A 13009-nucleotide genomic window follows, 5' to 3' on the forward strand; every position below is an offset into this window, starting at 1 on the left:
AAGCGACATGGTGAAAAAGTTCCGAAAAGGATGTTTATACCCATATCGCCAACAACAGTCAGCGTGCTATACATTTTCGCCGACATAACAAGAAAGAGCTGCCCCATATAACTAAAACACTTGGACGCAGCGGTACTCTTCCTAAAAACCAAAGGAGCAAATCACGATGCGCGTGATGAAGTGGAGCATGATCGCCCTGGCCGTTGCGGCAGGGACCTCGCAGTTGGCATTGGCCTCTTCCCAGGACGAGTCCAAAGGTTTCATCGAAGACAGCAAGCTGAACGTCAAGACCCGCATGCTGTACTTCAGCCGTGACTTCCGTAACAACGAAGGCGGCCAGAGCCGTCGCGAAGAAACCGGCCTGGGCTTCCTCGGCACCTTCGAGTCCGGCTTCACCCAGGGCACCGTTGGTGTGGGTGTGGATGCCATCGGCATGCTCGGCCTGAAACTGGACAGCGGCAAGGGCCGCGCCGGTACCGGCCTGTTCCCGACCGGCTCCGACGGCCGTTCGCAGGATGACTACTCCAAGGCCGGCGGCGCGGTTAAATTCCGCATCTCCGACACCGTACTGAAAGTGGGTGACCAGTTCACCGCTCTGCCGGTCTTCGCCACTGACGACAGCCGCCTGCTGCCGGAAATCGCCCAGGGCACCCTGATCACCAGCAACGAGATCGAGGGCCTGACCCTGCACGCTGGTCATTTCACCAGCCTGACCGCCCAGGAGCAGACCAACCGCGACAGCTTCCGCCTGAAGGAAGCCAACGTGGTAGGTGGTACCTACGCGTTCACCGACAACCTCAGCACCAGCCTGTACTACTCGAAGGTTGAAGACTACTGGCGCAAATACTACGCCAACGTCAACTGGGCTCTGCCGATCTCGGACAAACAAGGCCTGGTGTTCGACTTCAACATCTATGACACCAAGAGCGAAGGCTCGGCCGAGTACCGCGCATTCGATGGCGACAAGCTGGACAACCGCGCATTCAGCCTGTCGGGCGCCTACAACATCGGCGCTCACACCTTCACCCTGGCCTACCAGAAAGTCACCGGCGACGGCGACTATGGCTATGGCATCGACGGTGGCGGCACCATCTTCCTGGCCAACTCCGTGGCCCGTTCCGACTTCAACGCCGAAGACGAGAAATCCTGGCAGGCTCGCTACGACCTGAACTTTGCTGAATACGGCATCCCGGGCCTGACCTTCATGACCCGTTATGTACGCGGTACCGATGCCAACGTCACCGGCACCAGCAACGGCAAGGAATGGGAACGCGACGTAGATATCAAGTACGTGCTGCAGAGCGGCCCGGCGAAAGACCTGAGCTTCCGCGTGCGTCAAGCCACCTACCGTTCTTCCGATGGCACCTACTACGATTCCCCATCGATCGACGAACTGCGCCTGATCGTGGAGTACCCGCTGAGCATCCTGTAAGCCTGGCTTGCAGTGCCCCGCACCTGAAAAAGCCCGGCGATCACGCCGGGCTTTTTCTTGGCTGACAAGCGTCACGCCCTGGGGCATCCTGTACGCCTTCGTTTCGCCCCCGTACAATGCGGGGTCATTTCAATGTCTTAGGCAATCGACACGGCTCACCATGCGCACCAGTCAATATTTGCTCGCCACCCAGAAAGAAACCCCTGCCGACGCAGTGGTCATCAGCCATCAGCTCATGCTGCGTGCCGGCATGATCCGCAAACTGGCCTCCGGCCTGTACACCTGGCTGCCGATGGGCTTGCGGGTGATGCGCAAGGTCGAGGCCGTGGTGCGTGAGGAAATGAACGCCGCCGGCGCCCTGGAAGTGCTGATGCCCAGCATCCAGCCCGCCGAACTGTGGCAGGAATCCGGCCGCTGGGAACAGTACGGCCCCGAGCTGCTGCGCCTGAAGGACCGCCACCAGCGCGACTTCTGCGTCGGCCCGACCCACGAAGAAGTGATCACCGACCTGGCCCGCAACGAGCTGTCCAGCTATAAACAGCTGCCGCTCAACATGTACCAGATCCAGACCAAGTTCCGTGACGAGATCCGCCCGCGCTTCGGCCTGATGCGCGGCCGCGAGTTCATCATGAAGGACGCCTACTCGTTCCATGCCGACCAGGCTTCCCTGCAGGAAACCTACGACCGCATGCACCAGGCGTACAGCAACGTGTTCACCCGCCTGGGCCTGGACTTCCGCCCAGTGCAGGCCGACACCGGCTCCATCGGTGGCAGCTACTCGCACGAATTCCACGTACTGGCCGAGTCCGGCGAAGACGACGTGATCTTCAGCGACAGCTCCGACTACGCCGCCAACATCGAGAAGGCCGAGGCCATCCCGCGTGAAACCGTGCGCCCGGCCCCTACCGAGGAGCTGCGCCTGGTCGATACGCCGAACGCCAAGACCATCGCCCAGCTGGTGGAAAACTTCGGCCTGCCGATCGAGAAGACCGTCAAGACCCTGATCGTGCGCGGCGCCGAAGAAGGCAAGCTGGTAGCACTGATCGTGCGTGGCGACCATGAGCTCAACGAAATCAAGGCGGCCAAGCTGGAACAGGTTGCCGACCCGCTGGTCATGGCCACCGACGCTGAACTGCGCGAGGCCATCGGTGCCGGCGCCGGCTCGCTCGGCCCGCTGAACCTGCCGCTGGAAATCGTCATTGACCGTTCGGTTGCCCTGATGAGCGACTTCGGCATTGGCGCCAACATCGACGACAAGCACTACTTCGGCGTGAACTGGGAGCGCGACCTGCCGGTTCCACAGGTCGCCGACCTGCGTAACGTGGTCGAAGGCGACCCGAGCCCGGACGGCCAGGGTACCCTGGTGATCAAGCGCGGCATCGAAGTGGGCCACATCTTCCAGCTCGGCACCAAGTACAGCGAGGCGCTGAAGTGCCAGGTACTGGGCGAGAACGGCAAGCCGGTAACCCTGTCCATGGGCTGCTACGGCATCGGTGTGTCCCGCGTGGTGGCAGCTGCCATCGAGCAGAGCTACGACGACAAGGGCATCATCTGGAACGACGCCCTGGCCCCGTTCCAAATCGCCCTGGTACCGCTGCGCTACGAAACCGAGGTAGTTCGCGAGGCGACCGACAAGCTGTACGCCGAGCTGACTGCTGCCGGCTACGAAGTGCTGCTGGACGACCGTGACAAGAAGACCAGCCCAGGCATCAAGTTTGCCGACATGGAGCTGATCGGCATCCCGCACCGCATCGTCGTCAGCGATCGCGGCCTGGCCGAAGGCAACCTGGAGTACAAGCACCGCACCGAGCAGGACGCCCAGTCGTTGCCGCTCGATGAAGTGCTGACCTTCCTGCAGGCCCGCGTTCGCCGCTGATAACCAATGCACGAGTGATCATGTTCAAGCGAAGTACCTTTCCCCTGGGGGGCGCCGCACTGTGCGGCGCCCTGCTCGTCAGCGGCTGCGCCAACCAGATGTCCCAGCGCAGCGACCATGAGGAGCGCGTCGAGCGCAAACTGCTCGAGCACACCCTGCAGATCGATGTCGGCGAGCCGAAGGTGATGGAGCTTCCGCAACGACGTGTGCGCGTGCATGAGCAGAAGCGCTTCGAAGTCACCGAATTCGAAGTCACGCGCAGTTATGACCGCTACACGCCTTACCAACCCTGGCGGGAAATCTACGAGATCCCGCTGGGTGCGGTGGCCGTGGTGGCAGGCGTGGGTGCCAACGTGGTCAATGTCTTCGCCCTGGGCAACCTGCCGGAAAGCATCACCCACGACTGGCTCAGCTATGGCGTGGACGGGCTCAACCCGTTCATGAACGTGCCGTCCAACGGCCGTGCCCAGCAGAACCTGGCCGGGATCAGCGAAGTGCAGAAAGGCAAGCGCGAGGAATCTACCAGCGTTCCCTGGAGCGAGCGCCTGGTCGAGGTCAAGGCCGGCAAGATGACCCACGAGCTGACCACCGACAGGAACGGCGTGCTGCGCCTGAACCTGCTCGACAGCCCGTTCTCCGAGCAGAACCTCAACCACATCGGCACCCTGCACCTGCAGGTGCTGGACGAGGACAACGCGGTACGAGGCGATGCCAGCCTGCTGGTCAGCGCCACCCTGCGCAACAAGCTGCTCGAAGCCCATGAACTGATCTTCGATGACCTCGAAGATGACGATGTCGGCCAATGGGTACACCGGGTCAAGCGCTTGTCCGAACTGGGCCTGGAAGAGGAAGCCAGTGAAATGGAACAGAGCCTGATCGAACTGACCCGCAACGATCCGGAGTTACAGCAGGAGTTTCTGCAGTCGCTGACCAAGGCCACTGGCCGGTTGGTGGCCGACCCGGGCGCGCAGTAACCCGCATCACGCAATACCTTGTAGGAGCGGCCTTGTGTCGCGATGGGCTGCGAAGCAGCCCCATGATTTCAGCCTTGATGCGTGAATTGCCGGGGCTGCTTCGCAGCCCATCGCGACACAAGGCCGCTCCTACAGGGACCGCGTTAAATTGGCGGGCCATTTATTGAGGCGGGAACAGCTCCAGCTGCTCATGCGCCCCGCGCAAGTCGCGCAACCTCACGCCTACCCCCAGCAAGCGCACCGGTTTGCCACCACGGGCAAACGCCTGCCCCAGCAATTGTCGATAACTCTCCAGGTCCCTGCCCGCCCCCGCCTGTTCCATGGTGGTCTGGCTGAAGTCATGGAACTTGACCTTGACGAAGGGCTTTTCCGGTCGGTAACTGCTGTCCATTCGGGCGATACGCTCGTTCAGGCTTTCCAGCAGCTCGGGCAGCCGTGCCAGGCAACTGGCCAGGTCCGGCAGATCGGTGTCGTAGGTGTTTTCCACGCTGACCGACTGCCGGCGGCTGTCATTGTGCACCGCACGTTCATCGATACCCCGCGCCAGCCCCCACAAACGCTCGCCAAAGCTGCCGAACTCGCGCACCAGCGCCAGGCGCGACCAGTCGCGCAATTCCAGGCAGGTTTCGATACCCAACCGCGCCAGCTTGTCTGCCGTTACCTTGCCTACCCCGTGCAGCCTGGCCACCGGCAGGGCGGCGACGAACGCCTCCACTTCGCCCGGAGTAATCACGAACAGGCCATTGGGCTTGCGCCAGTCACTGGCGATCTTGGCCAGGAACTTGTTCGGCGCCACACCGGCCGAGACAGTGATATGCAGGGTGCGGGCGACGCGCCGGCGGATATCCTCGGCAATGCGCGTGGCGCTGCCCGAATACCACTGGCTGTCGCTCACATCCAGGTAGGCCTCGTCCAGCGACAGTGGCTCGATCAACTCGGTGTAGTCGCGGAAGATCGTGTGGATTTCCCGCGAGGCCTCACGGTAGGCCTCGAAGCGCGGCTTGACGATCAGCAGGTCCGGGCACAGCTTCAGGGCGTGCCGCGACGACATGGCCGAACGCACGCCGTAGGCACGCGCTTCATAGTTGCAGGTGGCGATCACCCCACGGTGGTCGGCCGAGCCCCCCACCGCCATGGGCCGACCGGCCAGGCGCGGGTCGTCACGCATTTCGATCGCGGCATAAAAGCAATCGCAGTCGACGTGGATGATCTTGCGCAAGGACATGGATGACCGTCAGCACTGTAAATTCATACAGATAGTATCGCATGTGCCTTCGAGGCATGCAGCCTGTGCCCGGCATTGGTCGATAATCGGCCTGAAAGCCCCGTCGCGCCTGAGCTGCGCGCTATATTCAAACGCTAAGAGTTTGAACAGGAAAGGTTTTTTCAGAAAAAAGCTTGACACCCACGGGTAAATCCGTAGAATTCGATCTCACAGGCGCGGGATGGAGCAGCCTGGTAGCTCGTCGGGCTCATAACCCGAAGGTCGTCGGTTCAAATCCGGCTCCCGCAACCAGATTCGAGAAAAGGCCACTGTTCACACAGTGGCCTTTTTCTTTTGCGTCAAATAATGCGTTGAAAGAAATTTCAAAAAAATCAATGACTAGCGCTTGACACCCATTCTGAAAGCTGTAGAATGCGCCCCACTGACGCGGGATGGAGCAGCCTGGTAGCTCGTCGGGCTCATAACCCGAAGGTCGTCGGTTCAAATCCGGCTCCCGCAACCATATTCGTCAGAACAAACCCCGCCTGTGTAACAGCAGCGCGGGGTTTGTTGCTTTTCCCCTCCTGCTTTTCGTCGCCCCCAATTCCCCCGCCCTCCAGCCAACCCGCAGGCTTGAGAGGTCGTGCCCAGGATGAACTATCTTTAACCCTGCCAGGCCGCTGAAAGCGCTTGAGGCCGGAGTAACATTGGATACGTTTTCCTAAGGGACTCTCACTTGGCCACACCTTTCCCTCACCTCGCGCTGCAAGCCCGGGGCAATCCATGACTTCGCACAACCCCGAACCCCCGGTGCCGCTTGCCTCGGCGCTACCCGGCGCGGTGCAACGCCTGCCCTTGCTCGAACGCTTGAGCCGCTACCGCCAGCCCATCGGCCTGGTAGTGACCCTGGTGTTGTTCACCATGGCCTTGATCGCCTGCCGCCACCTGTTGAGCGAATTGGACATCTATGCCTTGCACGATGCCATGCTCAGCGTCCCGCCCCAGTCGTTACTTGGCGCCTTGCTGGCTACCGTGCTCGGTTTCGTTGTCCTGCTGGGCTACGAGTGGTCTGCCAGCCGCTATGCCGGCGTGAAGCTGCCGGCGAGCAGCCTGGCGCTGGGCGGTTTCAGCGCCTTTGCCATCGGCAACGCCATCGGCCTGTCGATGCTTTCGGGCGGTTCGGTGCGCTACCGCCTGTATGCACGCCAGGGGGTTGGCGCAGGTGAAGTTGCACGGATGACCGTTTTTGCCAGCCTGTCACTGGGCTGCGCGCTGCCGCCCCTGGCCGCCTTGGCGACCTTGAGCGACCTGCCGGCGGCGTCTGCCGCACTGGGTTTGGCGCCTGGCTTGCTGGCGGGTGTCGCAATAGCCGTGCTGCTGGTATGCAGCGTGCTGGTGTTCGGCTTGTACCGCCGTCGCCTGGCTGAGCAACCACTGGCCAACAGCCTGCTGGTACAACTGGGCCGCCGCACACTGCGCCTGCCTGGCGCACGCCTGGCAGCCCTGCAATTGCTGATCACCGCACTGGATGTCGCCGCTGCCGCCACCGTGCTGTATCTGCTGCTGCCCGAAGCACCGCCGTTCGGTGCCTTTGTGCTGGTGTACCTGCTGGCCTTGGCCGCAGGTGTGCTCAGCCACGTACCGGGCGGCGTCGGGGTATTCGAAGCGATCCTGCTGGCAGCTTTTGCCGACCAACTCGGCGCCGCGCCGCTGGCAGCGGCCCTGCTGCTGTATCGGCTGATCTACGTGGTGCTGCCGCTGCTGCTGGCCTGCGTGCTGCTGCTGGCCAACGAGGCCCGGCGCCTGCTGTTCGCGCAACAGGCTATCAAGGCCGCTTCCGGGCTGGCCGCGCCGATCCTGTCGATCCTGGTGTTCCTGTCCGGGGTGGTGCTGCTGTTCTCCGGGGCCACGCCCGAGATCGACACCCGCCTGGAGCACATGGGTTTCCTGGTTCCGCACCGCCTGATCGACGCCTCGCACTTCGGCGCCAGCCTGATCGGCGTGCTGTGCCTGCTGCTGGCCCAGGGCCTGCGCCGGCGCCTGTCCGCCGCCTGGCTGCTGACCACCGTGCTGTTGCTGGTCGGCGCCCTGCTGTCGCTGCTCAAGGGCTTCGATTGGGAAGAGGCCTGCCTGCTGACCCTCACTGCCGCCCTGCTCGCCTTGTTCCGCCGTTCCTTCTACCGTCCAAGCCGTTTGCTCGAGTTGCCGTTCTCGCCGGTGTTTCTGGTGGCCAGCGCCTGTGTGGTCGGCGCATCGGTGTGGTTGTTGCTGTTCGCCTACCAGGATGTGCCCTACAGCCATCAGCTGTGGTGGCAGTTCACCCTCGATGCCGATGCCCCGCGTGGCCTGCGCGCCGCCATGGGCAGCGCAGTGCTGCTGGCGGCCGTGGCCCTGACCTGGCTGCTGCGCACCGCACCACCGGTGATCCACCTGCCTGACGAAGAAGAGCTGCTGCGTGCCAACCGCATTCTGCTGGCCTCCGACCAGCCCGATGGCGGCCTGGCCCTGACCGGCGACAAGGCGCTGCTGTTCCACCCTCGCGACAACGCCTTCCTCATGTACGCCCGTCGCGGCCGCAGCCTGGTGGCCCTGTACGACCCGATCGGCCCGGCCCAGGAGCGCGCCGAAATGATCTGGCAATTCCGCGACCTGTGCGACCTGCACCATGCCCGCCCGGTGTTCTATCAGGTGCGCGCCGAGAACCTGCCGTTCTACATGGACATCGGCCTGACCGCGCTGAAGCTGGGCGAAGAAGCCCGGGTCGACTTGCGCCGCTTCGACCTCGAAGCCAAGGGCAAGGAGATGAAGGACCTGCGCTACACCTGGAACCGTGGCGGCCGTGACGGCCTGAGCCTGGAAATCCACGAACCCGGGCATGCCCCGCTGGCAGAGCTGAAGGAAATTTCCGACGCCTGGCTTGGCAGCAAGAACGTGCGCGAGAAAGGCTTCTCGCTGGGGCGCTTCAGCCCTGAATACCTGCAGCATTTTCGCATTGCCCTGATCCGCTTCCAGGGCCGCCCGGTGGCTTTCGCCAACCTGCTGGAAACCCATGGCAACGAACTGGCCAGCCTCGACCTTATGCGTGCGCACCCCGAGGCCCCGAAGCTGACCATGGAATTCATGATGATCGGCCTGATCCTGCACTACAAAAGCCATGACTACGCCCGCTTCAGCCTGGGCATGGTGCCGCTTTCCGGCCTGCAGCCGCGGCGTGGCGCGCCCTTGACCCAGCGCCTGGGCTCGATGGTGTTCCGCCGTGGCGAGCAGCTGTACAACTTCCAGGGGCTTCGACGCTTCAAGGACAAGTTCCAACCGGACTGGGAACCCCGCTACATGGCCGTGCCGGCCGGGCTCGACCCGCTGGTGGCACTGGCCGACACCGCCGCCCTGATCGCAGGCGGCCTGACTGGATTGGTGAAACGTTGATGACCCGACGCTTTTGGCTGTACCTGCTGGTTCCCCTGCTGTTGGCCGCCCTGGGAGGCGCGCTGGCGTTCTGGCTATGGACCCGCCCGGCCCCCGAGGCACGCCTGGAACAACTGAGCATCAATGACACCCGCATCACCCGTGTGACCCCAGGCGTGCACCCCAAGGCCCGAGTGGCCATCGGTGTACCCCAGGACCAGGCGCTGACCGACAGGCAGCTGCTGGACCTGGCCCAGGCTGGCGAAGCGCAACTGGTGCAGGTGATCCTGCCGCCCAACGACTGCAACAAGCAGCAACAGGCCTTGGACCAGGCCATGGGCCAGCTGCCGGAGAAACCGACCCTGGTCGCCGGTATCGGCCCTGGCGCCTCTCAGGCGTGGCGCTGGCTGGCCAGCCAGAACAACGACAAGGCGCGGGCGATTTCCGTGGACTTCAGCCTGGAACAGCCCGGCTGCCAGGCAGCGCTGCCGAAGTCGGCCGCCCACGGCCACTGGAATGTCGCCTGGAACGACAACCCGGATGACGCCAGCGCCGCCTTCGTGCGCGACCAGGCCAATGCCGAAACCAGCATCAGCGACTACGACATTCACCTGCCACAAGTGCTCAAGGCCCAGCTGACCCAGGCCCTGGTCGGCCACGACGGCAACGCCCTGGCCATCCCGGTGGTCGAGGTGCCAGCCGGGCAGACCACCGACACGGTCACCCTGTTCCTTTCCGGTGATGGCGGCTGGCGGGACCTGGACCGCGACGTGGCCGGGGAAATGGCCAAGCTTGGCTACCCGGTGGTCGGCATCGACACGCTGCGCTACTACTGGCAGCACAAGACCCCGGAACAAAGCGCCGCCGACCTGTCCGAGCTGATGCAGCACTACCGGCAGAAATGGGGCACCAAGCGCTTCGTGCTGACCGGTTATTCGTTCGGTGCCGACGTGCTGCCGGCGATCTACAACCGCCTGCCGGCCGAGGATCAGCAGCGAATCGACGCGGTGATGCTGCTGGCCTTTGCCCGCAGCGGCAGCTTCGAGATCGAAGTCGAGGGCTGGCTGGGCAAGGAAGGCCAGGAAGCGCCAACCGGGCCGGAAATGGCCAGGCTGCCGGCCTCCAAGGTGGTGTGCGTGTATGGTGTGGAAGAAACCGACGAGAGCGGTTGCACCGACAAGACTGCGGTGGGTGAACGCCTGAAGCTGCCGGGGGGGCACCACTTCGACGAAAACTACCCGGCACTGGCCAAGCGCTTGATCGGCGAGATCGAGACGCGCCAGGGCAAGTCCAGCGTGGCTGAGCAGAACTGATAAGACCTTGCGGCCCATTCGCGGGTAAACCCGCTCCCACAGGTACAGCGCAAGCTTTGAAAGCTATGCGGTCCATGTGGGAGCGGGTACTGCCTTGAAATCTGTGTTGCACCTCAGATCTCGACCTGGGTCCCCAGCTCGATTACCCGGTTCAGCGGCAGGTTGAAGAAGCGCAAGTTGCCGTTGGCATTCTTCAGCAGGAACGCGAACAGGTTGCCCCGCCAGCGCGACATTCCCTCCAGCCGTGAGGCGATCACGGTCTCGCGGCTGAGGAAGAAGGTGGTGCGCATCGGGCTGAAATCCAGGTCTTCCAGGTGGCACAGCTTCAACGCCGCCGGCACGTCCGGTTCGTCCATGAAGCCGAAGTGCAGCAACACGCGGAAGAACCCGTCGCCATAGGCCTCCACCTCAAAGCGCTCCTGCTCCGGCACCCGTGGCCGATCCTCGCTGACCACCGTCAGCAGCACCACCTGGCTGTGCAGCACCTGGTTATGCAGCATGTTGTGCAACAGCGCATGGGGTACCGCATCGGAGCGTGCCGTGAGAAACACCGCCGTGCCTTCGACCCGGTGCGGCGGCTGAATGCGGATACTGCTGATGAACAGCTGCAGCGGCAGCGCGCCTTCGTCGATACGCTCCATCAGGATCTGCTTGCCGCGCTTCCAGGTGCTCATCAACAGGAACAGCACAGCGCCGGCCAGGACCGGGAATGCCCCGCCCTGGATGATCTTCGGCACGTTGGCGGCAAAGAACAGCCCATCCACAAACAGGAAACCCAGCAGGATCGGCACCGCCACCACCGGTGGCCACTTCCACAGCAGCAACATCACCGCCGAGACCAGGAGGGTGGTCATCAGCATGGTACCGGTCACCGCCACGCCGTAGGCCGCCGCCAGGGCGCCGGACGACCCGAAGCCGATCACCAGCAGCACCACGCCAACCATCAGCGCCCAGTTCACCGCACCGATGTAGATCTGCCCCTGCTCGTCGCTGGAGGTGTGCTGGATCTGCATGCGTGGAATGTAGCCCAGCTGGATGGCCTGGCGGGTCAGGGAGAAGGCCCCCGAGATCACCGCCTGCGAGGCGATCACCGTGGCCATGGTGGCCAACCCGACCAGCGGCAGCAGTGCCCAGCCCGGCGCCAGCAGGTAGAAGGGGTTACGTGCCGCCTCAGGGTTCTGCAGCAGTATCGCGCCCTGGCCAAAGTAGTTGAGCACCAGCGCCGGCAGCACCAGGACGAACCAGGCGCGGGCGATCGGCTTGCGCCCAAAGTGGCCCATGTCGGCGTACAGCGCCTCGGCACCGGTCAGCGCCAGCACCACCGCGCCGAGGATGGCCACGCCCATGCCGGGGTGAACCACGAAGAAGTTCACCGCCCAGGCCGGGTTGAATGCCTTGAGCACTTCGGGGCTCTGCGAGATGCCATGCACTCCCAGCGCGCCCAGCGCCACGAACCAGGTGACCATGATCGGGCCGAACAGCTTGCCGATCTTCTCGGTGCCGTGCTTCTGCACCAGGAACAGCGCCACCAGCACCACCAGCGAAATCGGCACCACCCAGTGATCGATGCCTTCGAAGGCCAGCCCCATGCCCTCCACCGCCGACAGTACCGATACCGCCGGGGTGATCATGCTGTCGCCATAGAACAGCGAAGCGCCGATCAACCCGCACACCACCATCAGCGTACGCAACCTCGGGTAGGCCGCCGTGGCCCGCCGCGCCAGTGCAGTCAGTGCCATGGTGCCACCCTCGCCCTGGTTGTCGGCGCGCAGGATGAACATCACGTACTTGAACGACACCACCCACAGCAGCGACCACAGGATCAGCGACAGGATCCCCAGCACGCCGTCATGGTTGACCGGCACTCCGTACCCTCCGCTGAAGACTTCCTTGAGGGTATACAACGGGCTGGTACCAATATCTCCATAAACCACCCCGACCGCCGCCACGAGCAGGCTCAACGACCGCGTCGCGCCCTGCTTCCCCTCGTGCCCGCCCTCGGCGTGACTGCTTGCCTGAACCATCGACCACTCCCGCAGACGGCCTTGCAAGGCCAGTAGAATTCCCACCTGCGCCCGGAAGCTTGGTACCCCTGACGCAATGGCCCGAAGCATAGCGCAGCGTTCGTGGATTTTCTGCTGGTGCGCCTCTGGCGGGTCACCTGGCGGTTACAACTAAAGGTCCAGAGACTGCATGGGTATGCCCAACGCTGCAGCAATCTTTTCGCGAGTGGCCTTGCGTGGGCGCTCGGCAGCTTCCTGCTGGGCATACGCCGACTGCGAGACGCCCAGGCGCTGGGCAACTTCAGCCTGAGTCAGGTCCAGATGCCTGCGCCAGGCAGCAATGGCGGTCATACCGTCCTTCACCATATAGCCAACGACTTCATTGGGTACCAGGTCCGGTTGCGGATGGCTGGCGATATAATCGGCATACGGCAGCACGACGAAGGCAGGACGCCCGTCAGCATCATTGATGATCTGTACGTTAGTAGGTGTGTTCATCGCGCTTCTTGACCTCCTCGATGCTGACAATTTTGACGCTACCGTCCCAGTCGAAAAGTATCCGGTAGTTACCCACCCTGAGACGGTAACCATAATGGTGATTGACCAGCGCCCTGATGTTTTGAACGTGCGGCATGTGCATCAATGCCTGAACAGCATCGTAGACCTTTGACTGATCAATCCTGTCGATTTTCCTGAGTTGCTTCACAGCTTTGCGTGACCAGTTGATCGTATTCATTTCCACGCCAGTCTTATAAGAAAACTATAAGAATCGAATAAGTTCAAGAAAAGGTTTCATCGGCGC

Annotated in this window: 9 protein-coding genes and 2 tRNA genes; 7 read left to right on the plus strand and 4 right to left on the minus strand. The window is 63.0% G+C overall.

Translation table 11 applies throughout. The features are described 5' to 3' along the window. Nucleotides 1-166: 166 nt before the first annotated feature. The 3 genes from ABNP31_RS19940 to ABNP31_RS19950 all read left to right on the plus strand — a co-directional run bounded on the left by ABNP31_RS19940 (nt 167) and on the right by ABNP31_RS19950 (nt 4282). On the plus strand, nt 167-1432 hold the full coding sequence (locus ABNP31_RS19940; RefSeq protein WP_025340268.1) for an OprD family porin: 1266 nt from the start codon (nt 167-169) through the stop codon (nt 1430-1432). Nucleotides 1433-1592: 160 nt separating this feature from the next. Further along, nucleotides 1593-3308, plus strand: a complete 1716-nt coding sequence (locus tag ABNP31_RS19945; protein WP_003257369.1) for a proline--tRNA ligase — start codon at nt 1593-1595, stop codon at nt 3306-3308. A gap of 20 nt (nt 3309-3328) precedes the next feature. Further along, the gene (locus tag ABNP31_RS19950; RefSeq protein WP_023661807.1) at nt 3329-4282 is read left to right on the plus strand and encodes a hypothetical protein; all 954 of its coding nucleotides are present in this window, start codon (nt 3329-3331) and stop codon (nt 4280-4282) included. A gap of 160 nt (nt 4283-4442) precedes the next feature. Here ABNP31_RS19950 and dinB read toward each other — a convergent pair whose 3' ends face one another. Beyond that, nucleotides 4443-5501: a DNA polymerase IV gene (gene dinB, locus ABNP31_RS19955; protein WP_170978906.1), complete on the minus strand. Its 1059-nt coding sequence runs from the start codon at nt 5499-5501 to the stop codon at nt 4443-4445. 220 nt (nt 5502-5721) lie between these two features. Between dinB and ABNP31_RS19960 the strand changes: the two genes are divergently transcribed. The 4 genes from ABNP31_RS19960 to ABNP31_RS19975 all read left to right on the plus strand — a co-directional run bounded on the left by ABNP31_RS19960 (nt 5722) and on the right by ABNP31_RS19975 (nt 10204). Next, nucleotides 5722-5798: transfer RNA gene (locus ABNP31_RS19960), tRNA-Met, on the plus strand. 134 nt (nt 5799-5932) lie between these two features. Beyond that, a tRNA-Met gene (locus tag ABNP31_RS19965) sits at nt 5933-6009 on the plus strand. Between the two features lie 260 nt (nt 6010-6269). Continuing rightward, on the plus strand, nt 6270-8912 hold the full coding sequence (gene mprF, locus ABNP31_RS19970; protein ID WP_085665253.1) for a bifunctional lysylphosphatidylglycerol flippase/synthetase MprF: 2643 nt from the start codon (nt 6270-6272) through the stop codon (nt 8910-8912). After that, nucleotides 8912-10204: a virulence factor family protein gene (locus ABNP31_RS19975; RefSeq protein WP_085665252.1), complete on the plus strand. Its 1293-nt coding sequence runs from the start codon at nt 8912-8914 to the stop codon at nt 10202-10204. Before mprF ends, ABNP31_RS19975 begins: the two co-directional genes overlap by 1 nt. Nucleotides 10205-10317: 113 nt before the next feature. Here ABNP31_RS19975 and ABNP31_RS19980 read toward each other — a convergent pair whose 3' ends face one another. The 3 genes from ABNP31_RS19980 to ABNP31_RS19990 form a co-directional block, all read right to left on the minus strand. Then, on the minus strand, nt 10318-12228 hold the full coding sequence (locus ABNP31_RS19980; RefSeq protein WP_238066832.1) for a potassium transporter Kup: 1911 nt from the start codon (nt 12226-12228) through the stop codon (nt 10318-10320). Nucleotides 12229-12378: 150 nt separating this feature from the next. Next, nucleotides 12379-12705 (minus strand): helix-turn-helix transcriptional regulator, encoded by a 327-nt coding sequence (locus ABNP31_RS19985; RefSeq protein WP_085590701.1) that lies wholly within the window; start codon nt 12703-12705, stop codon nt 12379-12381. Then, nucleotides 12689-12943 carry a type II toxin-antitoxin system RelE family toxin gene (locus ABNP31_RS19990; protein WP_075046069.1) on the minus strand — a complete coding sequence of 85 codons (255 nt, stop codon included), beginning with the start codon at nt 12941-12943 and terminating at the stop codon, nt 12689-12691. Before ABNP31_RS19990 ends, ABNP31_RS19985 begins: the two co-directional genes overlap by 17 nt. Nucleotides 12944-13009 lie beyond the last annotated feature (66 nt).

It is taken from the genome of Pseudomonas asiatica, assembly GCF_040214835.1.
Lineage (GTDB): Bacteria > Pseudomonadota > Gammaproteobacteria > Pseudomonadales > Pseudomonadaceae > Aquipseudomonas > Aquipseudomonas putida_Z.

What these genes read in the sequence shown, in the direction of transcription:
- ABNP31_RS19945 (WP_003257369.1), top strand. Translation starts at nt 1,593, where the DNA reads ATGCGCACCAGTCAATATTTGCTCGCCACCCAGAAAGAAACCCCTGCC.
- ABNP31_RS19980 (WP_238066832.1), bottom strand. Translation starts at nt 12,228, where the DNA reads ATGGTTCAGGCAAGCAGTCACGCCGAGGGCGGGCACGAGGGGAAGCAG.
- ABNP31_RS19940 (WP_025340268.1), top strand. Translation starts at nt 167, where the DNA reads ATGCGCGTGATGAAGTGGAGCATGATCGCCCTGGCCGTTGCGGCAGGG.
- ABNP31_RS19950 (WP_023661807.1), top strand. Translation starts at nt 3,329, where the DNA reads ATGTTCAAGCGAAGTACCTTTCCCCTGGGGGGCGCCGCACTGTGCGGC.
- ABNP31_RS19975 (WP_085665252.1), top strand. Translation starts at nt 8,912, where the DNA reads ATGACCCGACGCTTTTGGCTGTACCTGCTGGTTCCCCTGCTGTTGGCC.
- mprF (WP_085665253.1), top strand. Translation starts at nt 6,270, where the DNA reads ATGACTTCGCACAACCCCGAACCCCCGGTGCCGCTTGCCTCGGCGCTA.
- ABNP31_RS19990 (WP_075046069.1), bottom strand. Translation starts at nt 12,943, where the DNA reads ATGAATACGATCAACTGGTCACGCAAAGCTGTGAAGCAACTCAGGAAA.
- ABNP31_RS19985 (WP_085590701.1), bottom strand. Translation starts at nt 12,705, where the DNA reads ATGAACACACCTACTAACGTACAGATCATCAATGATGCTGACGGGCGT.